This window comes from Actinacidiphila cocklensis (genome assembly GCF_907177275.1).
GTDB classification, from domain to species: Bacteria; Actinomycetota; Actinomycetes; order Streptomycetales; family Streptomycetaceae; genus Actinacidiphila; species Actinacidiphila cocklensis.
In genome coordinates this window covers 14,886-38,643 of sequence record NZ_CAJSLV010000043.1, presented here as the reverse complement: position 1 = coordinate 38,643, position 23,758 = coordinate 14,886, and the positions used below count along the sequence as shown (strand labels likewise).

General features: G+C 69.9%; 23 protein-coding genes. 15 read left to right on the top strand and 8 right to left on the bottom strand.

The annotated features are described in order from the left end of the window. Positions 1-283 precede the first annotated feature (283 nt). Complete coding sequence (locus tag NFU81_RS07025; RefSeq protein ID WP_251486129.1) at positions 284-1,219, bottom strand: LysR family transcriptional regulator; 936 nt, start codon at positions 1,217-1,219, stop codon at positions 284-286. A 140-nt stretch (positions 1,220-1,359) separates the two neighbouring features. On the opposite strand from NFU81_RS07025, the gene NFU81_RS07020 reads away from it, so the two are divergent. From NFU81_RS07020 to NFU81_RS07005, 4 genes are all read left to right on the top strand, one after another. Further along, a complete protein-coding gene (locus NFU81_RS07020) occupies positions 1,360-2,622 on the top strand; it encodes an MFS transporter (protein ID WP_251486125.1) in 1,263 nt (420 codons plus the stop codon). A 55-nt stretch (positions 2,623-2,677) separates the two neighbouring features. Continuing rightward, positions 2,678-3,238: a GNAT family N-acetyltransferase gene (locus tag NFU81_RS07015; protein ID WP_251486121.1), complete on the top strand. Its 561-nt coding sequence runs from the start codon at positions 2,678-2,680 to the stop codon at positions 3,236-3,238. Between the two features lie 224 nt (positions 3,239-3,462). Next, positions 3,463-4,197, top strand: a complete 735-nt coding sequence (locus NFU81_RS07010) for an alpha/beta fold hydrolase (protein WP_251486119.1) — start codon at positions 3,463-3,465, stop codon at positions 4,195-4,197. Positions 4,198-4,506: 309 nt separating this feature from the next. Further along, positions 4,507-4,773 (top strand): WhiB family transcriptional regulator, encoded by a 267-nt coding sequence (locus NFU81_RS07005; protein ID WP_251486116.1) that lies wholly within the window; start codon positions 4,507-4,509, stop codon positions 4,771-4,773. Between the two features lie 93 nt (positions 4,774-4,866). Here NFU81_RS07005 and NFU81_RS07000 read toward each other — a convergent pair whose 3' ends face one another. Beyond that, complete coding sequence (locus NFU81_RS07000; protein WP_251486113.1) at positions 4,867-6,597, bottom strand: L-aspartate oxidase; 1,731 nt, start codon at positions 6,595-6,597, stop codon at positions 4,867-4,869. A gap of 406 nt (positions 6,598-7,003) precedes the next feature. Between NFU81_RS07000 and NFU81_RS06995 the strand changes: the two genes are divergently transcribed. The 6 genes from NFU81_RS06995 (at position 7,004) to NFU81_RS06970 (ending at position 14,657) form a co-directional block, all read left to right on the top strand. After that, complete coding sequence (locus NFU81_RS06995) at positions 7,004-7,615, top strand: DUF5134 domain-containing protein (RefSeq protein WP_251486110.1); 612 nt, start codon at positions 7,004-7,006, stop codon at positions 7,613-7,615. A 204-nt stretch (positions 7,616-7,819) separates the two neighbouring features. After that, positions 7,820-8,287 carry a cupin domain-containing protein gene (locus tag NFU81_RS06990; RefSeq protein ID WP_251486106.1) on the top strand — a complete coding sequence of 156 codons (468 nt, stop codon included), beginning with the start codon at positions 7,820-7,822 and terminating at the stop codon, positions 8,285-8,287. A gap of 180 nt (positions 8,288-8,467) precedes the next feature. After that, positions 8,468-9,244, top strand: coding sequence for a DUF427 domain-containing protein (locus NFU81_RS06985; protein ID WP_251486103.1), 777 nt, complete (start codon positions 8,468-8,470; stop codon positions 9,242-9,244). Positions 9,245-9,607: 363 nt separating this feature from the next. Further along, positions 9,608-12,379 carry a helix-turn-helix transcriptional regulator gene (locus NFU81_RS06980; protein ID WP_251486101.1) on the top strand — a complete coding sequence of 924 codons (2,772 nt, stop codon included), beginning with the start codon at positions 9,608-9,610 and terminating at the stop codon, positions 12,377-12,379. 162 nt (positions 12,380-12,541) lie between these two features. Beyond that, on the top strand, positions 12,542-13,315 hold the full coding sequence (locus tag NFU81_RS06975; RefSeq protein ID WP_251486098.1) for a sigma-70 family RNA polymerase sigma factor: 774 nt from the start codon (positions 12,542-12,544) through the stop codon (positions 13,313-13,315). Then, positions 13,308-14,657 (top strand): NAD(P)/FAD-dependent oxidoreductase, encoded by a 1,350-nt coding sequence (locus NFU81_RS06970; protein ID WP_251486095.1) that lies wholly within the window; start codon positions 13,308-13,310, stop codon positions 14,655-14,657. The genes NFU81_RS06975 and NFU81_RS06970 overlap by 8 nt, the downstream gene beginning before the upstream one ends. Positions 14,658-14,722: 65 nt before the next feature. Here the strand turns inward: NFU81_RS06970 and NFU81_RS06965 are convergent, their stop codons facing one another. Continuing rightward, complete coding sequence (locus tag NFU81_RS06965) at positions 14,723-15,253, bottom strand: hypothetical protein (protein ID WP_251486093.1); 531 nt, start codon at positions 15,251-15,253, stop codon at positions 14,723-14,725. Between the two features lie 83 nt (positions 15,254-15,336). Next, positions 15,337-15,531 (bottom strand): hypothetical protein, encoded by a 195-nt coding sequence (locus tag NFU81_RS06960; protein ID WP_251486091.1) that lies wholly within the window; start codon positions 15,529-15,531, stop codon positions 15,337-15,339. Positions 15,532-15,775: 244 nt separating this feature from the next. Between NFU81_RS06960 and NFU81_RS06955 the strand changes: the two genes are divergently transcribed. The 4 genes from NFU81_RS06955 (at position 15,776) to NFU81_RS06940 (ending at position 19,594) form a co-directional block, all read left to right on the top strand. Continuing rightward, a complete protein-coding gene (locus tag NFU81_RS06955) occupies positions 15,776-16,093 on the top strand; it encodes a WhiB family transcriptional regulator (protein WP_251486089.1) in 318 nt (105 codons plus the stop codon). 50 nt (positions 16,094-16,143) lie between these two features. Then, positions 16,144-17,613: a cytochrome bc1 complex cytochrome b subunit gene (qcrB, locus tag NFU81_RS06950; protein WP_422665160.1), complete on the top strand. Its 1,470-nt coding sequence runs from the start codon at positions 16,144-16,146 to the stop codon at positions 17,611-17,613. 151 nt (positions 17,614-17,764) lie between these two features. Next, positions 17,765-18,721, top strand: a complete 957-nt coding sequence (locus tag NFU81_RS06945) for an alpha/beta hydrolase (protein WP_251486085.1) — start codon at positions 17,765-17,767, stop codon at positions 18,719-18,721. 27 nt (positions 18,722-18,748) lie between these two features. Beyond that, positions 18,749-19,594, top strand: coding sequence for an alpha/beta fold hydrolase (locus NFU81_RS06940; RefSeq protein ID WP_251486083.1), 846 nt, complete (start codon positions 18,749-18,751; stop codon positions 19,592-19,594). A 150-nt stretch (positions 19,595-19,744) separates the two neighbouring features. Here NFU81_RS06940 and NFU81_RS06935 read toward each other — a convergent pair whose 3' ends face one another. Together NFU81_RS06935 and NFU81_RS06930 are read right to left on the bottom strand one after the other, a co-directional pair. After that, positions 19,745-20,230, bottom strand: coding sequence for a cupin domain-containing protein (locus tag NFU81_RS06935; protein WP_251486369.1), 486 nt, complete (start codon positions 20,228-20,230; stop codon positions 19,745-19,747). Between the two features lie 169 nt (positions 20,231-20,399). Beyond that, on the bottom strand, positions 20,400-20,873 hold the full coding sequence (locus tag NFU81_RS06930) for a carboxymuconolactone decarboxylase family protein (protein WP_251486081.1): 474 nt from the start codon (positions 20,871-20,873) through the stop codon (positions 20,400-20,402). Positions 20,874-21,251: 378 nt separating this feature from the next. Here NFU81_RS06930 and NFU81_RS06925 point away from each other — a divergent pair, with 378 nt between their 5' ends. Continuing rightward, positions 21,252-21,593, top strand: coding sequence for a hypothetical protein (locus tag NFU81_RS06925; protein ID WP_251486078.1), 342 nt, complete (start codon positions 21,252-21,254; stop codon positions 21,591-21,593). Positions 21,594-21,850: 257 nt separating this feature from the next. Here the strand turns inward: NFU81_RS06925 and NFU81_RS06920 are convergent, their stop codons facing one another. Further along, positions 21,851-22,597 (bottom strand): SDR family oxidoreductase, encoded by a 747-nt coding sequence (locus tag NFU81_RS06920; protein ID WP_251486075.1) that lies wholly within the window; start codon positions 22,595-22,597, stop codon positions 21,851-21,853. A gap of 195 nt (positions 22,598-22,792) precedes the next feature. After that, positions 22,793-23,689, bottom strand: coding sequence for an RNA polymerase sigma-70 factor (locus NFU81_RS06915; RefSeq protein ID WP_251486072.1), 897 nt, complete (start codon positions 23,687-23,689; stop codon positions 22,793-22,795). Positions 23,690-23,758: the final 69 nt, after the last annotated feature.

The following is a 23,758-nucleotide window of genomic DNA, read 5'->3' as shown; positions in this document are numbered from 1 at the left end:
CCCCGCACCCGGCCGGGGCGGTCGACCCGGCCTGCGGTGCCAGGACTCGCCGTCCTGCTCGCCTACGTCGAGGCGTGCGGCGGTCGAAAGGTCCTCTCTCCTGCGCGAGCCCGCGCTTCCACCGCGGGCTCAGGCCCGCGGCCGCGGGTCCTGATCGGGCACCGCGGTGGACAGCACAAGAAGGCCGCGACGCCACGTGAGGCGACGGTCCGGCCCGTGCCGGCCACCCGTCGGAACGCGGTGCGTTCCGCGGTGGCCGCCACCAGGAAGACCGGTGAGCCGGTCAGCGCGGGATCACCCAGCCCGGTGCCCAGGTCCCGGCGGCGCTGTGGCCGGCCGTCGTCGCGGCGAGGTGGGTGCGGAGGGTGGCCAGCGCCGGGTGTGGGTTGTCGCGGTGCCAGAGGAGCGAGTGCGGGTAGACGGGCGTCGGGTCGGTCACCGGAATGCGGCGCAGGCCGTGGTCGGCGGGCCAGATGAGGCGGCTGTGCTCGCCCATGAAGGTGGCCAGGGCCGGGGTGTCGGAGATGGTGTCGAGGAGCGCGTCGGAGCCGAAGTTGGGACCGGTCACCTCGATGGTGAGGCCGAACTCGGCGACGAGGTCGTCGTAGTAGGCGCCCCACTCGGTGCCGGGGGCGATGCCGGGCATCCAGATCCGGTGCCCGGTGAGCTGAGCGAGGGTCACCGACCGGGCGCTCGCCAGGGCGTGGGCGGGGCCGGTGAGGAGTTGAAGCGGCTCGTCGAGCACCCGGACGGACTCGATGTCCTCGGGAAGGGGCTGGCCGGGCGCGGCGACGGCGCGGAAGGACGCGTCGATCGCGCCGGAGCGGATGGCGGTGACGGCCGTCTCGATGTCGAAGAGCATCATCACGTCGAGGCCGATCTCGGGGTGTGCGCGGTGGAAGCCGCGCATCAGGCCCGACTGCGCGCTGCGCGAGGCGATCACGTCGACGCGCAGCGGACGGTGGCCGGGGCGTACGGACGCGCTCGCGCGCTCGGCGACACGCAGCAGCTCGCGTGCGTGGGGCAGGAACGCCTGCCCGTCGATGGTGAGCTCAGCGCCGCGCGGGGCTCGGGTGAACAGCCGCACGCCGAGGGTGCGCTCCAGCGCGGCGATGCGCTTGGAGACGGCCTGCTGGGTGATCGACAGGTCGACGGCGGCTTTCTGGAACTGGCCCGCTTCCGCGACGGCGACGAAGGTACGTACTGCTTCGAGATCCACGCCGACCCACCTTAGTGAACAACCGATGATTGTGGATCGCCGGCAGGTCAGTTGTTTGACCTGCTGTTGTTCTGCCCGCTTACCTCTCCCTGGCCAACGTCGGTTTGTTCGAATGGGACGTGAAGGGGAGCGCGCTGAGCATGGTGGGCAGGAGGCGGTTGGGCCGGCAGTTCAGCTGGCTGTGGGCGGCGTATGCGGTGAGCGCGTACGGGTCAGGGCTGGGGTTCGGGGCATTGCCGCTGATCGCTGTACTGGCGTTGCACGCCGGGCCTGCTGAGGTGTCGGCGCTGTCCGCGGTGGGGCCTGCGGTGGGTGCGCTGATCGCGGTGCCGCTCGCTCCGTGGGTGGAGTTCCGGCGCAAGCGCCCGGTCATGATCACGATGGACGTGGCCCGGTTCGCGGCCATGGCGACGATCCCGGTCGCCTACGCCGTCGATCGGCTCGGTTTCGTCCAGCTGCTTGTGGTCTCGGCCGTGGTCGCCGCGGCGAAGATCGCGTTCAACGCGGCCAGCGGCGCCTACCTCAAGGCCCTCGTCCGGCCGGACGACCTGCTCGTCGCCAACGCGCGGTTCGAGTCCACGAACTGGAGCTCCATCGCTGTGGGGCCACCGCTGGGCGGGGCGGCGATCGGCCTGTTCGGGCCGGTCACCACCGTGGTGGCCGACGCGCTCAGCTACCTGCTCTCCGCGCTGGGGATCACCGCGATCCGCGGCCGGGAAGAGGCGCCGCGAACGCCGCGAGCGACCGACAGGAGCCCGGTCCGGGCGGGCGCGCTGCTCGACGGCTGGCGGCACATCATGGGTCACCCCGGTCTGCGGCCGCTCTACCTCAACCAGATGCTCGTCGCCGGTCTGATCATGGCCACCGAGCCGCTGCTTGCCGTGCTCCTGCTTCGCCGGCTCGGGTTCCCGCCCTGGCAGTACGGCCTCGCCTTCGCCGCCCCCTGCCTCGGCGGTCTCATCGGGTCGCGGCTGGCCCGCCATGTCGTGGCCCGCTTCGGCCGGCATCAGGTCTTCCGGACCGTCGGCACCCTGCGCGCCGTCTGGCTGATCGGCCTGGCCTTCGTCCGTCCCGGCGTCGTCGGCCTCGTCACCGTGATGGCCGTCGAGCTGGCGATCATCGTCAACATGAGCCTGTACAGCCCGGTGCTCGCCACCTACCGGCTCGAACACACCCCCAAGCATCTCGTCGCCCGCACCCTGTCGGCCTGGTCGATCGGCCAGCAGGCGTCCATCGCCGTCCTCACGGCGCTTACCGGGCTGCTCGCCGACGTCACAAGCCCGCGCACCGCTCTCGCGGTCGCAGGGCTGCTCATCCTGACCACCCCGCTCCTGCTTCCCCGACAGGCCCAGACGTCGCCGAGCGAGCTCGAACTGTCCCCCGGAGGGCGCGGGCACGGGTGAGTCCGCCGCACTCGTAGATGGTCGGGGGCGAGCGTGACGCGGCAGGATGCTCCGCATGGAATTGCCCACGCCCGAGCTGCACACCGCCCGCCTGCGATTGCGGCCGTTCACCGACGCCGACGCGGCGCCGCTCTACGCGCTCCACAGCAGCGCCCACGTGCTGCGGTACTGGGACTCCCCGCCATGGACCGAACCACTCCGCGCCCAGCGCTTCATCACGGCTTGCCGGACGATCGAGGAGGAAGGCACGGGAGCGCGGGTGGCCGTCGACCGCCTCTCCGACGGCGCGTTCATCGGCTGGTGCGGCCTGACCGGCTGGAACCCGGACTACCGCAGCGCCTCCCTGGGCTACGTCTTCGACGCCGCCGCGTGGGGCCACGGCTACGCCACGGAGACCGCCCACGCCGTGCTGCGGTGGGCGTTCGACATCCTGGACCTGAACCGCGTCCAGGCCGAGACCGACACCCGCAACGCGGCGTCTGCCCGGGTCCTGGAGAAGCTCGGCTTCGTCCGCGAAGGTACCCTCCGGGAGGACTGCGTCGTCAACGGCGACGTCTCCGACTCCTGGGTCTTCGGCCTCCTCCGCCGCGAGTGGCACCCGACGGCCGGTCGCTAGGACCGCATCCGGCAATGTCCGCTTTGTGGCACCGCTGGAAAACTCGTGGAGAACGTCTGTCCGGCGCGGCCTGGGACGGGTCGGCCCTGGCCCAGTGGCGGTGCTCCGGCCGACCTCCCGCAGGAGGGACACCGATCTTCGACGGAGCGGGCCAAGAACAGTGTGACAGGATGTGATCCCGCCTTCGCACACGAGGCGTCGGCCGCTGACGAAGGAAGCAATTCATGCCTGCGATCCTGATCCACGGCGTTCCTGACACCCGTCGTGTGTGGGACGGTGTGCGGCAGCACTTGACCAGGACCGACGTGGAGGCGTGGGATCTGCCCGGCTTCGGCGCCGTGCGCCCGGCCGGTTTCGGTTGCACCAAGGAAGAGTACGTGGACTGGCTCATCCAGCGCTTGGAGCGGATCGGAGCGCCGGTGGACCTCGTCGGTCACGACTGGGGGTGCATCCTCACCCTCCGCGTCGCCTACCTGCGTCCCGATCTGGTCCGCACCTGGGCAGGAGGCAACGGGCCGATCCACTCCTCTTACGTCTGGCACCCGCTGGCCAAGGTATGGCAGGACCAGGTCGAAGGCGACCGCTACATGGCCGAACTGCAAGCGGAGTCCTTCACCGACGACTTGGTGGCCGGCTTCGCCGTGCCCCGCGACCTGGCCGGGGAGATGTCGAGCCGCGTGGACGAGCCCATGAAGGACGCGATCCTCCGGCTGTACCGGTCGGCGCTCACCGTGGGGGTGGAGTGGGAGCCGGGACTGTCCGCCGTGTCGGCGGCGTGCCTGGTCTTCTGGGGGGCGCTCGACCCCGCCTGCCAGATTGAGTTCGGGCGCAAGCTCGGCGTCTCCTTGCACGCCTCCGCGGTGATCGAGATGGACTGCAATCACTGGACGGTACTCCAGCGGCCCGCGGAGGTCGCCAAGGCCCTGGAGGACCACTGGCTTGCGCACCCGAGCGAGTGACGGTCGTGGATGCGGCGAGCCGGCCGTTCGGATGGAGCACGACTCCGCTTCGTCCGAGCTGATCCGGCGGCCTCGCGCACATCGCTTTCCACCGAGGCACCCGTGGATGCGTGATGCACTGGTGTCCGTTCTCCGGTGCCGGTGACTGCGAGCACCCGGGTCTGTTCCGGAGCGGCCATCGTTTCGAAAGCCGGTGTCACACCCACGTCGGCCGTCCGGTCTCTGAAGTGAAGCGCGGGCACGTTCACCGCCTTTTCACGTCTCCCGACGCGACGAAGCGGTATTCCCGCGATACCCAGGAGGTGTTCCATGGATTGGCGCGCACAGGGCCTCTGCCTACGCGAAGACCCTGATCTCTTCTTCCCTGTAGGCGGCATCAACAGTGGTCTGGCAGTGCTGCAGACGGACGAGGCGAAAGCCGTCTGCCGCCGTTGTCCCGTGACGAGGCAGTGCTTGGCGTGGGCCATCGACGTGGGGCCGGTCGAGGGGATCTGGGGCTGCACGACGGAGGGGGAGCGCCGCGCGATGCGGCAGCGCTCGGCGCGCGAGCCGGCGGCGACGGTCAACGCCGCCTGAGAACCCGACGGTCCGTCGGCGCTGCCGGGCAACCGTGCTCACCTTCCGTGGAAGGGTCCCGGTGTGCCCGGCGCTTCTCAGGGCCGGCGACAGCTATTCCATGAGTTTCCCCTCGGTGGTGACATCTGTCATGAGGGAGGCGATCTCTCCCGCAGCGGGCGGAATGGTCTCCCGGGTGATTCCGGTCGTCAGGGACCAGACGAGATTGACGCGCAGAGCGGGATCCATGTCGGGGAAGTCACTGCGGTTGTGACAACCGCGGGTCTCCCGTCGTTCCAGCGCGGCTTCCAGGGTCGCGCGGGCCGCCAGGGCCGCCGACTTGAGGTCGAAGGCGTGGGCCAGGTCCTGGAAGCCGGCGATGTCGGGGTGGACTCCGACGTTCTCCATCCGCTTCTCGATGGTGTCCAGTTCCGTGAGCCCGGCGCGCAGACCTTGTTCGTCACGGACGACGCCGGCGTGCTCGGTCATGGTGTTCCGGATGGCTCGCTGAAGGGCGCGGACGTTCTCGGGTCCGTCGGCGGAGAGCAGTTCGTCGACTTCGGCCCGGGCCTGGGCCACGGCGGCCGTGGACCGGGGCTGCGCGGTCAGGGACTCCGAGTAGGCTGCGGCCGCCTGGCCGGTGATGCGGCCGTAGACGAGGAGCTCGATGAGGCTGTTGCCACCGAGGCGGTTGGCCCCGTGCAGGCCGCTGGAGGCCTCGCCGATGGCGTACAGGCCGTGGACATCGGTGCTGTGGTCCTCGGGGCGGACCCAGACGCCGCCCATCGAGTAGTGGGCCGTGGGGGCGACCTCGATGGGGTCGCGGGTGATGTCGAGCATCTGCAGGTCGAGGAGCGTCTGGTAGACCCGGGGGAGCCGGTTCATGATCGTCTGGCGGGGGAGGTGGGAGACGTCGAGCCACACCCCACCGTTGGGGGTGGCGCGGCCTTCCTTGATCTCGGTGTAGGAGGCCAGAGCCACCCGGTCGCGCGTGGACAGTTCCATGCGCTGGGGGTCGTAGCGGCTCATGTACCGCTCGCCGAGGATGTTGCGCAGGACGCCGCCCTCGCCGCGGGCCGCCTCACTGACCAGGGTGCCGGCGGCGTTCTCCGGTTCGAGGATGCCGGAGGGGTGGAACTGCACCAGTTCGGGGTCACGCAGCCGGGCTCCCGCTTCTGCGGCCAGGCGGAACGAGTCGCCGGTGTTCTCGTCGCGCCGCGAGGAGGTGCGCCGCCAGATGCGCGTATGCCCGCCGGCCGCGAGGATGACGGCGTCCGCGTGAACCAGGTGACGGGCGCCGTTGGTGAGGTCGAAGCCGTAGGCCCCGAAGACGGCACCGTCATGGACCAGGAGGCGGGTGATGTAGACGCTGTCGAGTACGGGTATGCGCAGCTGGCTCGCCCGCCGGATGAGCGTGCGCTGGATCTCCAGGCCGGTGTAGTCGCCGGCGAAGGCGGTGCGGCGGAACGTGTGGGCGCCGAAGAAGCGCTGCGAGATCCGGCCGTCCTCCTCGCGGGCGAAGGCCATGCCGTACCGCTCCAGGTCATCGATGCCGCGGGCCGCGCCCTGAGTGACGATCTCGACCGTGCGGGGGTCGGCAAGCAGGTAACTCTCCTTGAGGGTGTCCGCGGCGTGTTGCTGCCAGCTGTCCTCGGGGTCCATGGTGGCCAGGGCGGCGTTGATCCCGCCGGCGGCAAGGGAGGTGTGGGTGTCCTCCTTGGGACGTTTGCCGACGGCAAGCACATCGACGCCGGCCTCCGCCAGCTCGATCGCCGCCCTCAGGCCGGCCCCGCCGGTGCCGATCACCAGCACCGTGGTGGAAAGACGTCGTTCGGTGATAGGCACGAGTGCTCCCGTCTCTTTGGGTGGTCAATGGCAAGGACCAGGTCAGGCCGCGGTTTGTGACACGGGACCTGTCGGGATCCCCGGTCACGCCGCCGAGCCCGCCGGCTGACTGCGGGCGGCAGGACGGGGCACCCGCCGAGCCCGTGGCTCCACTCTTCGGGGCCGTGCCATGTCACGAACCGCTCGCTCACCCGGTCAGGAACGTGAACAGACACGTATGAGGAAAGGCGCACCCAGTGTCAGATGAGACGCCGGTACAGGACCACTTCGCCCCCGGCCACGGCCGGCAGGAGGGACGGCGGGGAAGGACGGGTGGGGCCGCGTGCGGCGCGACTCGCGAGTCGGGCGGTAGCGTGGCCAAGCGTCCCGCCACCTGACGTGCCCCATGGACACTCCCGTCGGCGTTGTGCGCTGCATACTGACGACGCTCTTCTTGCTGGTGGCGTTGCACGCGTTACTGCACGGCATCCGGCAGGCGGGGATGGGGCGCCGGAACCGGGTGGACCACCTCCTGCACGCCGTGATGGCCGTGGCCATGTCGGCGATGCCGTGGAACCTCCACCGCTGGCTGTCAGGTCCGACCATGGCGGTGCTCTTCACGGCAGCCGCCCTGTGGTTCCCGCTGACCGCGCTCCACCGCCGCACCGGGCACGCGGTGGCGGCCATCGCCGGCTGGCTGCCACTTGCGGTCGGCATGGCGGCGATGGCCTGGATGCCGCGGATGCCCGACGGCCGGATGGTCCTTCCCCCCGACGCCCTGGCCGGGAGCGTCCCGGTGACGCATCATGCTGCGGCTGTCGCCCACGCCGCGGCTGCCCCGGCAACGGCTGACGCGATCACCGTACTGCTGACGCTCTATCTCCTCGTCTACGCAATGAGGTGGTTGAATCCGCTGCCCCCTCCGTGGTCCGCCGCGGACACCGCGCACCGCGCTGCGGCGACGGACGGCCCGTACGGTCACCTGCGCGATGGGGCGATGGCGCTGGGGACGGCCGTGATGCTGCTCATGCCTCACTGACGGCGTCACAGGGCGCAGGTACCGGCCTTGCCGCGCATCAGGTGCGGGGATCGGTGATGGGCGAGGGCGAGCGTCTGCCCTGTCACAGATCCACCGGAGACCCGGTCAGGAGGGTCGAGCGGTCTTCATGACCGGACGCAAGAACACCGTGGCGGCGGGAGATGCCGCACAGGACCACGGTGGAATAAGGAAAGGTGTGACTCCATGTCGGAGAATTCACAGCACGCCCACGGCGCCCACGGCGCCCACGGTGGCGGAACCGTCGGCGAGGACGGCCCGAGCTGGACACGAGCGGCGAAGATGCTCCAGGACGCCTCTCCGATCACCATTCCCGACGGTGCCTCGGCGATGACCATCCACGTTCAGTGGGAGCCCGGTGACCCCGGCACCCCGCCGCACCGACACTCCGGCCCGGCGTTCGGCTACGTCATCAAGGGCGCGGTGCGCTTCGAACTCGAGGGCGAGCCCGAGCGGGTCGTCGAAGCCGGCGGCACGTTCTGGGAGCCCGGCGGCGACCCCATCCACTACCAGGACGGCAACGCCCTGTCCGACGAGAGGACCGAGTTCGTCGTCACGATGATGTGCGCCCCTGGCAAACCCATGCTCGAACTCGTCGACGAGGAGGAGCTGGACAGGCGTGCCCACCTGCGCGCCCCGCGGCCCCATGCCTGATCTTCGCGGCATGCCGCCGTCCGCCTCCCGCTCGGGCGGCGGACGGCGGCATGCCGGCACTCCCGGGGTCCCGGACTGGGGACGTTTGGCCAGTACGGGAGTTCTGACATGAGAGCCCCCGGCTTCCAGGACAGCCACCAGGCCGGGCGAGCACACCACAGCGAACACGAGGTGATCACTATGGCAACCGAAAGTGTCCTGCACCCGAGCCTCATCGTCCCGATCGGCCATGTCGAGCCCGTTCCCCGCCGTATCCGGGGAATGATCGGTGGTCGGGTCGCCTTCGACACGCGCCGCGCGCTGTACGTGTGGGAATGGCAGGCGTACCCCCAGTTCAGCATCCCGATCGAGGACCTGGTGGACGGCGTGCTCCACGACGACAAGCACACGGAGCAACTCGGTGCCGGCCCCGCGCACCGTCACACCCTGCAGGTAGGTCCGGAGATCCGTGCGGGGGCCGGGTGGGTCTGGGGGGAGGGCGCTCCGGGACCTCTGCGCGACACCGTGCGCTTCGAGTGGGAGGCGCTGGACGCGTGGTTCGAGGAGGAAGAGCCGGTCTTCGTTCATCCCCGGAGCCCGTACTCCCGCGTGGACGCCCTGCGTTCCAGCAGCAGCGTCCGTGTCGAGTCGGACGGTGCCGTGCTGGCAGAGGCCGTCGGGTGCGTGAAGCTGTTCGAGACCGGCCTGCCGACCCGCTACTACCTCAACCCCATGGACGTCGACTGGTCCCGGTTGCGGCGTTCGGACACGGTGACCCGATGCCCGTACAAAGGAACGACCAGCAGTTACTGGTCGTTCGACAGCGCCACCGCTTCCCACGAGGACATTGCCTGGACGTACGACCTCCCGACCATCCACGCCAACCGCATCGCCGGGCTCACCGCGTTCTACAACGAGCATGTCGATCTGTACGTCGACGGTTTCCTGCTGCCGAAGTCCACCGACTCCACCCGGTGACCTCCGCCTGGTGCCCCGCCCGTACGGGTTCGCCGGTCGTGGTGATCGTTGGCGGTGGCCGGCGCGCACCAGGCGCCCGGGTGTCGCGCAGGCCGGTCGCAGCGTCTTCCGGCCACCCGCAGCTGCGGCCGGTACGTGGGTACGAGAAGCCTCGCCGTCGCTCGTCCCGCTCGCGCTTCGCGTCCCTTCGGGGGAAATGCCGAGGTGAGGAGGGTGCGTGCGGCGGTGCGACGGCGTCGGACCGGGAGGGACGGGAGCGGATCGAGTGCTGCCGGACGGAAAGGTGAACCGAGGAATCCGCGGTTTTGAGACACGCGTGGCGGGCGCTGAACAGCCGGGTATCGTGGCGGCCGGGAGGCTGCCATGGCGAGAGGTGGAGCAGGAACTGAGCTCATCGGGCGGCGGGAGGAGTGCAGGGTCCTCGATGGCCTCCTCACGCAGGCCAGGGCCGGGCGAAGCGGCGTCCTCGTGGTGCGCGGTGAGGCGGGAATCGGGAAGACCGAGCTGCTGAACCACCTGCTCGACCAAGCGGTCGGATGCCGCGTCGTCAGGGCGGCCGGGGTGCAATCCGAGATGGAGCTCTCCTACGCCGGGCTGCACCAACTGTGCGCTCCGCTGCTGCCCCGCCTCGACGCTCTTCCCGAGCCGCAGCGGAACGCACTGCGCACGGCGTTCGGTATGCAGGCCGGCGACGCCCCTGACCGGTTTCTGGTGAGCCTGGCCGTCCTGACCCTCCTTGCCGAAGCAGGCGGCGAGGAGCCGTTGCTCTGCCTGGTCGACGACGCGCAGTGGCTGGACCGTGTATCCGCCCAGACTCTGGAGTTCGTGGCTCGTCGGCTGCTGGCTGAATCGGTTCTGCTCGTTCTGGCCGTCCGTGAGTCCGGCTCGCGCGAGATCCTCGCCGACCTGCCGGAGCTACCGGTCCGTGGACTGGACGAGCGCGATTCCCACCGGCTCCTCGACGCAGTCGTCACCGGACCGCTCGACCGGCGTGTGCGGGACCGTATCGTCGCCGAGACGCGCGGCAATCCGCTGGCCCTGCTGGAGCTGCCGCGAGGCCTGACCGCCGTCGAAATGGCCGGAGGATTCGGTGGACCCGAGGCGCGGCCTCTGTCCAGCCAGATCGAGACGGGCTTCCTCCGGCGGATCCGGTCACTTCCGGCCGAGACGCAGCAGTTGCTTCTCATCGCCGCGATCGAGCCTATCGGTGACGTGGCGTTGCTGCGCCGCGCTGCCGAGCGCCTGGGCATCTGCGTGGACACCGCCCTGACCCAAGCCGAGGCGTCGGGCCTGCTCATCCTCGGCACATGGGTGCGCTTTCGGCACCCGCTGGTTCGCTCCGCGGCGTACCGCGCCGTCGGCTTCGAGGAACAGCGGCGCGTGCACAAGGCTCTGGCCGACTCGATCGACGTCGGACTGGATCCCGAACGTCGCGTGTGGCACCTGGCGAGCGCAACAGCGGAACCGGACGAGGCGGTCGCTGCCGAACTGGAGGGATCCGCCGAGCGGGCGCAACGGCGTGGCGGGATCGCTGCGGCGGCGGCCTTCCTGTACCGGGCCACCGAACTCACTCCGGATCCGGCACGGCGCGGAGCCAGGGCATTGGCCACGGCGCAGGCCACATACCAGGCGGGCGCTTTCGACGCGGCACTGGAATTGGTCGATGCGGCGGAACTGAGCCGTCTCGACGAGGCCGCAGAAGGGCAGGCGACGCTCCTCCGAGGACAGATCATGTCCGCGGCCAAGAGCGCCAGCGCCGGACTGCCGCTGCTGCTCGAAGCGGCCAGGCGGCTCCAGCCGTACGACTCCGAACTCGCCGTCCAGACATACCGCGACGCCATCTACGCGGCCCTGACCGCGGGCCGGCTGGCCACCGGCGGAGTCTGCGACGTTGCCGAGGCGGTGCTGAGCGCGCCCGGCCACGTCGACACCGGGAGCCGTGAGGGGCTTCTGCTGACCGGTATCGCCCGGGCGGTCACCGACGGATACGCCGTGGGCGCGCCGGTCATCCTTGAGGCCGTGGCCACGTTCCGGACGGAAAGTGTCTCACGGGAGGAGGCCCTGGGCTGGCTTCCGCTCGTGTGCCGGATGGCGCACAGCACCTGGGACTTCGACGCCTGGTCCGAGCTCTCGGCGCGGTTGGTCGACCTCGCCCGCAGCAACGGAGCGCTCGCCGTGCTGCCCTCCGCGCTCCTGCTGCGCCTGTCGAACCGGGTGTTCGCCGGTGACCTTCGCGGCGCCGCCTCCCTTGCCGTGGAAGCGGACGCGATCGGTGAAGCCACGGGCAGCAGCTTCTTCGCCCATTACGGAGCACTTCTCGTGGAGTCCTTCAAGGGACGGGAGGCCCTGGCCCGGGAGGCGATCGAAACGGTCACGCACGACCGTCTCCTGCAGGCGGAGGGCAAAGTGACGACCGCTACGCAGTGGGCGTCGGCAGTCCTCTGCAACGGCCTCGGCCGATACGAAGAGGCCTACGTCTCCGCCGAGCGCGGATGCGAGAACCCGCAGGAACTCGGATTGTCCCTCCAGTCCCGGGTGGAATTTGTCGAAGCGGCCGTACGACTGGGACGGGCAGCCCACGCAGCCGAGGCCGTGCGGACGATCGAGGAGATGGCCCAGGTCAGCGGAACCGCCTGGGCGCGTGGCATCTCCGCCGCCACCCGTGCCCTCCTGAGCGTAGGGCGGACCGCCGACGGCCTGCACCGGGAAGGGATCGAGCAGCTCGACACCGCAGGGACCCGGATGGACAGCGCCAGGGCGCGGCTCCGCTACGGCGAGTGGCTCCGCTCGAAGCAGCGGCGGAAGGAGGCTCGTATCCAGCTGAGCGAGGCATACGAGATGCTCAGCGATGCGGGGGCCGAGGCATTCGCGGAGCGTGCGCGGCGGGAACTGCAGGCCGCGGGCGTGAAGGTGCACGAACGCGCCCCGGCGACGCCGGCCGTCCTCACGGCGAAAGAGGCCGAGATCGCACGACTTGCCCAGGAGGGTTTCACGAACCCGGAGATCGGTGCCCGGCTGTTCCTCAGCCCCCACACAGTCGAATGGCACCTGCGCAAGGTGTTCGCGAAGCTGGGAATCTCCTCGCGCAAGGACATCGACCCGGTGCAGCTCGAAGACACGGCGACCACGTCCTGAGCCACCGGCTCCGGGGGTACGCGGCCATGGTTCCACCACGGCATCACCATGGAGCACCACGCAGGTCCCACGCACGGTCAATGGCGCGGTTGCCGAGCTGCCGGGCGAGGTTGGTCCCAGCGGCGATTGAGGCCGCTGACCCACCCAGCGAAGGAGCCGACCGTGGACACGTACCTGAGAGAAGCCACACGCATACCGGTGTCGGACGGTGGCGCGGCGACCTCGGCCATCGACGACCTGGAGGACGCGGCGTCCGAGTTCCTCCGGGCGCGGCCGTCATTGATCAACATCGCCTACCGCATCCTCGGCAACGCGAGCGAGGCCGAAGACGTCCTCCAGGACGTATGGCTCCGGCTGCAGCGCACCGACCGCACGGCCGTACGCAGCTCCTCGGCATTCCTCCGGACGATCACCGTCCGGGCGGCGATCAACGTACTCCAGTCCGCTCGCAGACGGCGGGAGTACTGCGCCACCCCGTGGCTTCCGGAACCACCGGACAACGCCGCCACCCCGGACGTGGTGGCCGAACGCCAGGACAACCTGGAGCGGGCGGTCACCCTGCTCCTGGAGACGCTGACGCCCCGGCAGCGGGCCGCCTACGTCCTCCGGGAGGGGTTCGGGTACCCCTACGACCGGATCGCCGGGCTCCTGCACCTCAGCGTCGTCAACACGAGGCAGCAGGTCACACGGGCACAACAGCGTCTGGCTGAACAGCGCCGGCGGCAAACCGTGGATTCCCTCACGCACCGCCGTTTCGTGCAGGCGTTCCTCGCCGCCGCGCAGGAAGGTGACCTGGCACGTCTGGAGCAGGTCCTCCTCAGTGACGCCGACCGGCCCACGGGCGAACCGCACAAGGGTCCGCGAACACTGTCACAACCAGTGTTCTTCGCCGGTCTTCACTGGAGAGACCGAGAGAACAGAGGACACTGTGCGTGAGATCCTGATAGTCGGCGGCGGTTACGCGGGCTTCTACACCGCGTGGGGCCTGGAGAAGAAGCTGCGCAGAGGCGAGGGCCGTGTCACCGTCGTCGACCCGCGCCCGTACATGACCTACCAGCCCTTCCTGCCCGAGGTGCTGGCCGGCTCTGTCGAGGCTCGGCACGCCGCGGTTTCGCTGCGGCGGCACCTGCACCGCACCCGGCTCGTCGCGGGCGCGGTGATGGAGATCCGCAACAACGACCGCTGTGTCACCGTCCGGCCGGAGAGCGGTCCGGACCTCGTGCTGCGCTACGACATCCTCGTGGTCACCGCCGGTGCCGTCACCCGCACCTTCCCCATCCCGGGACTGAGCGAGGAGGCGTTCGGCCTCAAGCACGTCGAGGAGGCCGTCGCCATCCGCGACCGGCTGCTGACGTCGTTCGACCGCGCCTCGGGGCTGCCGCGAGGGCCCGAGCGCGAGAAGCTCCTCACCGTCACCTTCGTCGGCGGTGGTTTCTCCGGCGTCGAGGGCTTCGGCGAGCTCCTGGCCCTCGCAACCGCGTCGCTCAAGCACTACCCGGAGATCGACGCGGAGGAGCTGCGCTTCCACCTGGTCGAGGCACGCGGCCGGATCCTGCCCGAAGTAACCGACCGGCCCGGCGAGTGGGTTGTCCGCTCCCTGGAGAAGCGCGGCGGGACCGTGCACCTGAACACCCAACTGGTCTCCGCCGAGAAGAGCCACGTCGTGCTGTCGAACGGTGAGGAATTCGACTCGGGCCTCATCGTGTGGGCCGCGGGCAACGCCTCGAACCCCGTCGTGCACAACCGCACCGACCTTCCGGTCGACGAACGCGGCCTGCTCATTGTCCGGCCTGACCTGCGGGTGGGCACCCCCGCCCAGGCGGTGCCGGACGTATGGGCCGCCGGCGACGACGCGGCGGTGCCCGACCTCGCGGCGGACACGCCCGGCGCGCTCACCGTGCCCAACGCGCAGCACGCGGTACGGCAGGGCAAGCGCATGGCGCGGAACATCCTGGCCTCGCTCCGGGGGAGGCCCGCGAAGAACTACGTCCACCGCAGCCTGGGCGTGGTGGCCACGCTGGGCCTGGGCCGCGGCATATTCCAGTACCACCACCTGGTCATCAAGGGCTTCCCAGCCTGGCTCATGCACCGGGGCTACCATGTGCTCGCCGTCCCTACCTGGGAACGCAAGGCCCGGGTGCTCGCCGTGTGGTGCACCGCCGCCCTCTACGGACGCGACATCGTCTCGCTGGCCTCGGTACAGCGGCCGCGAGAAGCCTTTGTCACCCATGGAGAACCCCGCCACGAAGAGCGGGCTGCGGACGCTCCCACCCCGTAATGGGCTTCGTGCGGCAGCCCGGATCACACGGTGCGGTCCGCTCGGTGCGATCCCCCGGCGGGGGGCTACATGGCGCGGTAGAGCCCGCGCCCGCTGCGCCGGATACGGGAAGTGCCGACGAGTCGGTCCAGAGTGCTCCGGACGGCGTTGATACTGCCGTTGTCGGTGTCCCGGCCGAGCGCGGAGGCCACGTCCCGCGCACGTACGTCGGCGCCGCCCGTCCCGGCGAAGAACTCCAGGATCTGCTCGGTGAGCCTTCCGTACGCCCTCTGCTCGTCGTCCCCGGACGGGGCGCCGTCCGCCGCGACCAGGGACGGCTCCTCGACGGGAGCGGCCGGCACGGACGGGGCGGCGGGCGCCTCCGGGAACGGCAACTCGGCAGGAGCGCCGGGCGCCGGCGGCTCCTGGGTGGGGAGCACGGCCCGGAGCGTACCCAGGACGCGTTGGACGGAGCCCAGATGGGCGACGACCGCGGACAACTCCCGCTCCAGGGCCTGCTTCTGGATTTCCAGGCGGGCCAGTTCCTCCTGGAGACCTTCGGCCGTGGCCTCGATGTCATACGCCGTGTTCGGTGGCCGACGGGCTGCAGAGACCATGTGTTCCTCTCGACCGCACCATTGTTACCACCGTTCCCTCGGAATGCAACGGCTGCCGGGTGCGGTGGGGGCAAACCCCTCCCCTAGCGGTCCGGCCGGCGCAGTTCCTCGGTGACAGCGGCGATGCGCGCGTCGATGCTGTCGAGTGCCTCCCGCAGCATCCGCAGTCGGGCTTCGAGCAGGGCGGCTTCGGCCGCCAGCACGACGCCGACGGCGGGCTCGAGCGGCTGGTCGGGGTGAAAGGGCATCTCGAACGGCTGGTCGGGGTGAAAGAGCATGCGGTTCTTCCTCGGCCGGTCCTGTCGGGCGGCCCAGGCAGGCCGCCATCACCGGACTGACCAGATGGCCCGGGCGGTCGTGACAGCCCCTTCCCCCTGCCTCGGCAGTACGTCGACCTTGCGACGGCACCCCGCTCCAGCACCGGTGTCACACCTGATCCGGGCGCCCGGTCTCCCGTGCACCGCATACCCGACGGCCGGCACGGCCATCCCAGCGAAGAGACAGCCACACCAGGAGAAAACCGTGAACTGGCGTACGAAGGCGGACTGCCGCCACCAGGACCCCGACCTGTTCTTCCCCCTCGGCAACACCACCAGCGGTCTCCCCCTGCTCCAGACGGAGGAGGCCAAGGCCGTGTGCCGTGCGTGCCCGGTGATCGCGGAGTGCCTGGACTGGGCGCTTCGGGCCGGTGCGGTGGAGGGGATCTGGGGTGGCACCACGCAGGGGGAGCGCCACCTGATGCAGCTCCACGCGAGGCACGACGCCGGACGTGCGCGAGAAGCACTGTGTGACGCGTCACTATTTGTCACACCATTTGTCGCTACCTGGTCATCCTCGTGAGCCCCGTTCGGCCGCGACGTACCGAGAACGAACCAGGGATGAGTGAGGGAATGGGCGACAAGAGCCAGCCGACTGCATCACGGCAGGGACCCGCAGGACAGCGGCTCGCCCAGTGGGCGGAGACGCGCATGGGAACGGGCGGGCGGTCGAAAGCCGCGCTGCGCAGGATCTTCCCGGACCACTGGTCGTTCATGCTGTGGGAGATCGCCCTCTACAGCTTCCTCGTCCTCGTCGTCACCGGCGTCTACCTGTCCCTGTTCTTCCACCCCTCGATGGAACCGACGGTCTACCACGGCAGTTACGCGCCGCTGAAAGGGCAGACCGTGTCCGAGGCGTTCGACTCGACGATGCACATCTCGTTCGAGACCCGCGGCGGCCTGCTGATGCGCCAGGCGCACCACTGGGCGGCGCTGGTCTTCCTCGCCGCCGTCCTCGCGCACCTGATGCGGGTCTTCTTCACCGGGGCCTTCCGCAAACCGCGCGAGCTGAACTGGATACTGGGCTTCTTCCTGCTGGTCGTGGGCATGGCCGAGGGCCTGACAGGTTACGACCTGCCGGGCGACCTGCTGTCCGGCACCGGCCTCGTGGTCGTCAACGGGACCCTGCTGGCCGTCCCCGTGGTCGGCACGTACCTGTCCTCGTTCCTCTTCGGCGGCGACTTCCCCGGCCACGACCTGGAGGCCCGCTTCGCCACCCTCCATGTCCTGCTCCTCCCTGCCGTGATCACCGCACTCCTCGTCGCGCACCTGGCCCTGCTCCTGCGGCACCGGCACACCCAGTGGGCCGGCCCCGGACGGACCGAAGGCAATGTGGTGGGCCTGCCGTTGCGGGTGCACGCCGTGAAGTCGGCCGGCTACTTCTTCCTGGTGGCCGCGGTGATCTTCACCATGGCCGCGGTCGCGCAGATCAACCCTGTGTGGGAATACGGCCCCTACCGCCCCGACCAGGTGTCGACAGGGTCGCAGCCGGACTGGTACATGGGCGCGCTCGACGGTCTGCTGCGCGTCATGCCGGGCTGGGAGGTCACCTTGTGGGGGCACACGCTCGTCCTGGACGTGCTCGTGCCGCTGCTGGCCGGCACCGGCCTCTTCCTCGTACTCGGCGCCTACCCCTTCATCGAGGCCCGGGTCACCGGCGACCGCCGTGAGCACCACCTGCTGGACCGGCCGCGCAACCGCCCGGTGCGCACCGCGCTGGGTACCGCGTGGCTGAGCGTGTACCTGCTGGCGCTTGTCGGCGGGGCCAACGACCTGATCGCCACCCAGTTCGGTGTGTCCGTCAACTCGGTGACGTGGGCCGTCCGCATCGGACTCTTCGCCGTGCCGCCCGTGGTCTACACCGTGACGAAGCGGCTCGCCCTCGGCCTCCAGCAACGCGACCGCGACATGGTGCTGCACGGCCGCGAGACCGGCGTCATCGTGCGCCTCCCGAACGGCGGTTACACCGAGATCCACGAGCCGCTCGACCCGCAGCGCCTTCACCTCCTCACCGCCCACGAGCCACCCAGGCCGCTGCCCTGACGCTCACGCCGGGCAGTCCGTGCCCGGCGAGAGGCCCTGCCCCGCAGGCCCAACGGCCGAGGTGTCCAGACCTTTTGTCAGCCTTTCACCAGATATCCGGTCCTCAAAGGTGAGAGGCATCCAACCCTTCCAGTCTCAGGAGGAGACCCTTATGGACAAACCCGTTCTCGAGCCCGCCGCACACGAGTTCGCGGTGGCAGCCGCCACCCCGCCCTTTACCTACGACCTGGGCCCGGAGGGCGCCCGCAAGCTCCTCGACGACATCCAGTCCGGGTCCGTCGAGAAGCCCGAGGTGCAGGACAAGTGGCTCACCGTGCCGGTGCCCGCGACGTCCGGAGAGGTGCGGGTGCGCGTCGTCAAGCCCCTCGGCGTCGAGGGTCCGCTGCCGGCCGTGCTCTACGTGCACGGTGGTGGCTGGGTGCTCGGCAACGCGGGCACCCACGACCGCCTGGTGCGCGAACTGGCCGTTGGAGCAGGGGCGGCCGTGGTCTTCGTCGAGTACGACCGATCGCCGGAGGCTCGTTACCCGGTCGCCATCGAGCAGGCCTACGCCGCCGCCCAGTGGATCACCGCGAACGGCGCCAAGGGCGGCCTCGACGTCTCCCGCCTCGCCGTGGCCGGTGACTCCGTGGGCGGCAACATGGCCGCGGCCCTGACCCTCATGGCCAAGCAGCGCGGCGACGTGCACTTCGTCCACCAGTCGCTGTACTACCCCGTCACCGATGCCGCCCAGGACACCGCGAGCTACCGGCAGTTCGCCGACGGCCCGCACCTCACCGCCAAGGCCATGGCCTGGTACTGGGACTGCTACACCACCGACCCCGCCGAGCGCGCGCAGATCACCGCGTCGCCACTGCGTGCCTCGCTGGAGGAGCTGCAGGGCCTGCCGCCCGCGCTCGTCATCGTCGACGAGAACGACGTCCTGCGCGACGAGGGTGCATCCTACGCCCGCAAGCTCACGCAGGCCGGCGTGCCCACCACCAGCGTCCGCTACAACGGCACGTTGCACGACTTCATGATGCTCAACGCCGTCCGGTCGACGGCAGCTTCGACCTGGGCCATCCGCCAGGCGGCCGGCACCCTGCGCACCGTCCTGCACGCCGGCTGAGCCACACCCCCGACGAAAGGCACTCCCATGAAGAGCCCCCTGCTCCTGCGGCACGTCCGAACGCCGCTCACGCTCATGGCGACGGCGGGCGTCGCCGTCGCCCTCCTCGCCCTGTCCGTCCCGCCCGCGAGCGCGGGCAAGGCACACGGGTCACCCGCCAGGAAGCCGACCGTGGTCCTGGTGCACGGCGCGTTCGCCGACTCCGGCAGCTGGGACGGCGTCGTCAAGCGGCTGAAGCGGGACGGCTACCCGGTCGTGGCGGCGGCGAACCCGCTGCGCGGGCTGCCTGGCGACGCCGCCTACGTCAAGGAGATCGTCGCCGGCATCGAGGGGCCCGTCGTGCTCGTCGGACACTCCTACGGTGGCTCGGTCATCAGTGACGCCGCCACCGGCTCCGCCAACGTCAAGGCGCTCGTCTACGTCGCCGCATTCCTGCCCGAGAAGGGCGAGAGCGCGTTCGACCTGTCGGCGAAGTTCCCCGGCAGCACGCTCGGGGGCACCTTGAACGCCGTTCCGATCACCCTGCCCGACGGTTCGAAGGACCTCGACCTGACCATCGACCCGGCCGAATTCCATGACCAGTTCGCCGCCGACGTACCCCGGGGCGTCACCGACCTGATGGCGGTCTCCCAGCGGCCGGTGACCAACGCCGCCCTGCGTGACGGCGCCGGTGAACCCGCCTGGAAGACCATCCCGTCATGGACCGTGGTGGCGACGCAGGACCGCAACATCCCGGCGCAGGTCCAGCGTTTCATGGCCGAGCGCGCCCACTCCCACACGGTGGAGGTCCGCGCCTCGCACGCGGTGAGCGTGTCCCACCCGGGTGAAGTCGCCAAGGTCATCGAGCAGGCGGCGGCCGGCAGCGCCGGCTGACCGGAAACGTCGACGGGGCGGGGCGCCTCTCCAGGCGTCCCGCCCCTCTTCCTCTGTGTCCGCCTCGGCGAAGCAGCCGGCTTCGTCCGCCGACGCGCAGCAGCGCCGAGGGCAGACCAGGACGGCGGGATGACCCTCGGCGCCGGAGCGTCACTCGACGAAGTACGAGTCGTGTTTCTCGAAGAAGCGGGTGCGCTCCTCCTCGGAGGCGCCCGCCAGCTGCGAGACCTGCTCGAAGTACTCCTCGCGCGGCGCCCCCGGCGTGAAGAGCAGCAGCATGTCGGCGGGAGCGTCGGAGTCGTTGCGGAACGCGTGCAGGCCGCCCTGCGGTACGTGCAGGAAGTCGCCCTCGTGCGCGTCGGTCCACCGGTCGCCGTCGTAGATGCGTACGGTGCCGCCGAGGATGTAGAACGACTCCGAAATGGTGCGGTGGAAGTGCGTCTTGGGCCCACCGGCCCGCGGGGCCATCTGGACCCGGTAGAGGCCGAACTCGCCGCGGGTGACGTCACTGGTGGCCAGATAGTGGGTGCCATCGCCGGGCACGCCGAGGTTCGGTGGTGTGCTCGCCGGGCGGAACCCGGCACTGATCTCGCCGTTCTCGCCGTAGTAGACCTGCTCGGGGTACGAGATGGTGATCACCGTCTTTCGGTCGGGTACGCACACGTGGCGGGGCGTACAGAAATCCTGCGCACCACCTGCGGGCGGGGCAGCCCGCAGGTGGTGCGCAGGAACGGACAACAGGGGGCGGCGGTGCCTTGGCGCCGCTCCCCGTCAGCGGGAAAAACTCCTGAGGTGCGCGTCCGGCTCAGCCGAACTGGCCGGCCTGGTAGCTCCCGGCGGGTGTCTGGCTGCACACGTTGACCCGGTTGTAGGCGTTGATCACGGCGAGCAGCGAGACCAGTGCGGCGAGCTGCTCCGTGTCGTAGTGCCTGGCGGCCTCGGCCCACGCCTGATCCGTGACCCCGCCGGCCGCGTCGGCGATCCGGGTGGCCTGCTCGGCCACCTCCAGCGCGGCACGCTCGGCGTCGGTGAAAAGCGTGGCCTCACGCCAGGCCGCCACCAGGTTGAGTCGCAACTGCGTCTCGCCCGCGTGCGCGGCGTCCTTGGTGTGCATGTCGGTGCAGAAGCCGCAGCCGTTGATCTGGCTGGCGCGGATCTTCACCAGTTCCTGCGTCTTGTGCGGCAAGCTCGAGTCCGCCACCGCCTTGTTCGCGGAGTTGAGGTACTTGAGGACCTTGCTCCCGACCGTGCTGCTGAAGTAGTCGAGACGGGCTTCCATAGTGTGAACTCCTTGTCCTGGTGCGTTACACACTATTGACCAGGACGGCCCACGTTCTGTGACACGCCGAGAGTGCGTGCGGCCGCTCGGCAGCGTGTCCGGCCCGAGGTGGAGCAGGCCCGGGCCCTCTCGTCCCGGTCGCCGGGCAGCCCGCCGAAGGACGGAGAGGTGTCACAAGAAGCCACGTTCCCCGGTCTTTTCGGTGGGGACAGCACACCGCAAAGCCCGAGAACCAGTGTCATTGCGGCTGCCCTGGAGGAGCCGCCCGGAGCAGCGGCGGGCACTCATCGACGTCCGCAGCACCGGCTTCGTCTCCGGCGCGCTGAACGGGTAGTGCCAGTGCCTTCCATTTCCCGTCTTCCCGATGGAGCACACATCATGGACATCCGCCAGGAGGCCTCCCGGGGCCTGGCCGACATCGAGAGCTTCCTGTTCCGGCAGGCTCATCTGCGAGCGGCACGGCGCCGCGTGGGCGCTTTCACCGCTGAGGAGTCGGGGCTGACCGCCGAGCAGAAGGAGGACATCGAGCGCTGGTACGTGGAGGAACAGATCTACGTCGCCCGCATGGTGACGAGGCACATCGCCGACAAGGTCAACGCGGTGAAAGAGCAGCAGCACCGCCGATTCGGGCGCTGGCTGCGGGGCATCCTGGTCACGATGACCCTGATCACCGCTGCCATGGCCGTCTTCGTCACGGCGATCCTCACAGCGCACGGCTGAGCCCGGCGGCGGAGCGACGAGAAGGCGCGCCCAGCCCCGCGTTCCGCCACCCCGGCCTGCTTCCCGGCTCATGCGACAGGGGGCTACGGGCACCACCGGCTCGGGAGAAGCGTCCCGCACATGGAAGGGCAGGGCATCGATGGCGATGGCCTGCCCTCGTCGGCTTGGAGCCGTCCCGTTCAGCAGCCCCCCGAAAAAGGAGAACTTCCCTCGTACCTCGGCGACCACGGCGTGGCGCCCGGGAAAACCGTTTCTTCTTACTGCTGCCGGGCGAGCCAGTCGGCGAACGTGACCTCACCGATCCGCGCGTACGGGCCCGGCAGGAGCGTGCTGTGCTGCAGTTCGGCGCCGAAGTACCGAGCGTGCACGTCCGCGACGACCGTACGCGGGTCGTTCTTGACGGCGAGCCCCTTGCGGATCAGCTCATCGAGCCGGAAGACCTCGGGGCCTGCGATCTCGATCAGGCCGTTGGCCGGCGTGCCGACAGCCGTACGGCCGACGACGGCGGCCACGTCGTCGGAGGCGAGCGGCTGGATGTTGACAGGGGCCAGGCGAACGGTGTCGCCGTCGGTCGCCTCCGCGGCGATGCTCTTCACGAACTCGAAGAACTGCGTGGCGTGGACGATCGAGTACGGGATCCCGGATTCCTTGATCAGCGCCTCCTGAGCCTGCTTGGCGCGGAAGTACCCGCTCTCCTGGAGGCGTTCGGTGCCGACCACGGAGAGGGCGACGTGGTGCGTCACGCCCGCGCCGGCCTCCGCTTTGAGGAGGTTGCCCGTGGCGGTGCGGAAGAAGTCCATGACGGCCTGGTCCTCGAAGGAGGGCGAGTTGGACACGTCGATCACGACGTCCGCGCCTTGCAGGGCTTCGGCCAAGCCCTCGCCGGTCAGGGTGTTGACCCCGGTCTTGGGCGCGGCGGGGACCGCCTCGTGCCCGTGCTCACCCAGCCTGGCGACCACCTTCGAGCCGATGAGCCCGGTCCCACCGATCACTACGACCTTCATGACGGAGTCCTTTCGAGGTTTCTCATTCGATCTGCACCAGGACAGACCGGACAGTGGCGTGATGTGTGACAGCAGAGGAGCAGGAACCACTCCCTGGAGTCGGAAGTGGTCACTGGGGAAAAGGTGCTGTCACACTGTGCCCGCCCGGGTGCGCGAAGAGAGTGTCAGGGGCGTCCGTGGCGTGCGGGGCCTGCCTCAGGCCTCGAGCGAGGCGAGGTAGGGGGCCAGTTTCACCGGATTCATCACCCACATGATGCGTTCGATGCCGCGCTCGGACACGTCGGCACAGAGCAGGGCCTTCGCCTCGCCGCCCGCCGAGACCAGGACGGCGGGCCTGCCGTTGGCCTCGACCCAGCGGACGTCCGACCCAGGCCAGAAGCGCGGGGCGAAGGCGGCGAGGTACTGGGAGACGTGCGGCAGCCCGCGGACCGGGATCTTGGACGCCCCGCGGACCCCGCCGCCGTCGGAGTAGCTCACGACGTCTGATGTGAGGACATCTTCCAGCCCCGACAGATCACCGGTCTGCGCCGCGGCGAGGAACACCTCCAACATGCGCCGGTGCGCGGTGCGGCTGACCGGCTTCCGGCGTTCCGCGGCCAGACGTCTGCGGGCACGTGTCACCAGCTGCCGCGCGTTGGCCTCGCTGGTCTCCAGGACCTCGGCGATGCGGCGGTACGGATAGTCGAAGGCCTCCCTCAGCACGTAGGCGGCGCGCTCCACGGGATTCAGCTTCTCCAGGAGGAACAGGACCGCCAGGTCGAGTGCCTCGGCCCGCTCCGCGCCCAGGTACGGATCCGCCGTCGTGTCAACGGGCTCGGGAAGCCAGGGGCCCGTATACGACTCGCGCCGTACCCTGGCGGACTGGGCCACGTTGATCGCCAGCCGGACGGTGACCGTCGCGAGAAAGGCGGCCGGTTCGTTGATCCCGGCGCGATCGGCGCCCTGCCAGCGCAGCCACGCCTCCTGGACGACATCCTCGGCCTCCACCGTACTGCCGAGTACGCGGTAGGCGATGCCGAAGAGCCTGGGCCGCGCCGCGACGAAGTCCCTCGCGGCCTGGTCGAGGGACCTCGGGTCGTCGCCAGCGCGCATGCATGTCCTCCACTTCAGGGGCACATTCTACAAGCAGGACCGGCCGCTCCTCCTGCCCGAGGCCGTGAG

Coding starts and splice junctions, on each gene's coding strand:
- NFU81_RS07020 (WP_251486125.1), top strand. CDS start 1,360: ATGGTGGGCAGGAGGCGGTTGGGCCGGCAGTTCAGCTGGCTGTGGGCG.
- NFU81_RS07015 (WP_251486121.1), top strand. CDS start 2,678: ATGGAATTGCCCACGCCCGAGCTGCACACCGCCCGCCTGCGATTGCGG.
- NFU81_RS07010 (WP_251486119.1), top strand. CDS start 3,463: ATGCCTGCGATCCTGATCCACGGCGTTCCTGACACCCGTCGTGTGTGG.
- NFU81_RS07005 (WP_251486116.1), top strand. CDS start 4,507: ATGGATTGGCGCGCACAGGGCCTCTGCCTACGCGAAGACCCTGATCTC.
- NFU81_RS06990 (WP_251486106.1), top strand. CDS start 7,820: ATGTCGGAGAATTCACAGCACGCCCACGGCGCCCACGGCGCCCACGGT.
- NFU81_RS06985 (WP_251486103.1), top strand. CDS start 8,468: ATGGCAACCGAAAGTGTCCTGCACCCGAGCCTCATCGTCCCGATCGGC.
- NFU81_RS06980 (WP_251486101.1), top strand. CDS start 9,608: ATGGCGAGAGGTGGAGCAGGAACTGAGCTCATCGGGCGGCGGGAGGAG.
- NFU81_RS06965 (WP_251486093.1), bottom strand. CDS start 15,253: ATGGTCTCTGCAGCCCGTCGGCCACCGAACACGGCGTATGACATCGAG.
- NFU81_RS06960 (WP_251486091.1), bottom strand. CDS start 15,531: ATGCTCTTTCACCCCGACCAGCCGTTCGAGATGCCCTTTCACCCCGAC.
- qcrB (WP_422665160.1), top strand. CDS start 16,144: ATGGGCGACAAGAGCCAGCCGACTGCATCACGGCAGGGACCCGCAGGA.
- NFU81_RS06945 (WP_251486085.1), top strand. CDS start 17,765: ATGGACAAACCCGTTCTCGAGCCCGCCGCACACGAGTTCGCGGTGGCA.
- NFU81_RS06940 (WP_251486083.1), top strand. CDS start 18,749: ATGAAGAGCCCCCTGCTCCTGCGGCACGTCCGAACGCCGCTCACGCTC.
- NFU81_RS06930 (WP_251486081.1), bottom strand. CDS start 20,873: ATGGAAGCCCGTCTCGACTACTTCAGCAGCACGGTCGGGAGCAAGGTC.
- NFU81_RS06925 (WP_251486078.1), top strand. CDS start 21,252: ATGGACATCCGCCAGGAGGCCTCCCGGGGCCTGGCCGACATCGAGAGC.
- NFU81_RS06920 (WP_251486075.1), bottom strand. CDS start 22,597: ATGAAGGTCGTAGTGATCGGTGGGACCGGGCTCATCGGCTCGAAGGTG.
- NFU81_RS06915 (WP_251486072.1), bottom strand. CDS start 23,689: ATGCGCGCTGGCGACGACCCGAGGTCCCTCGACCAGGCCGCGAGGGAC.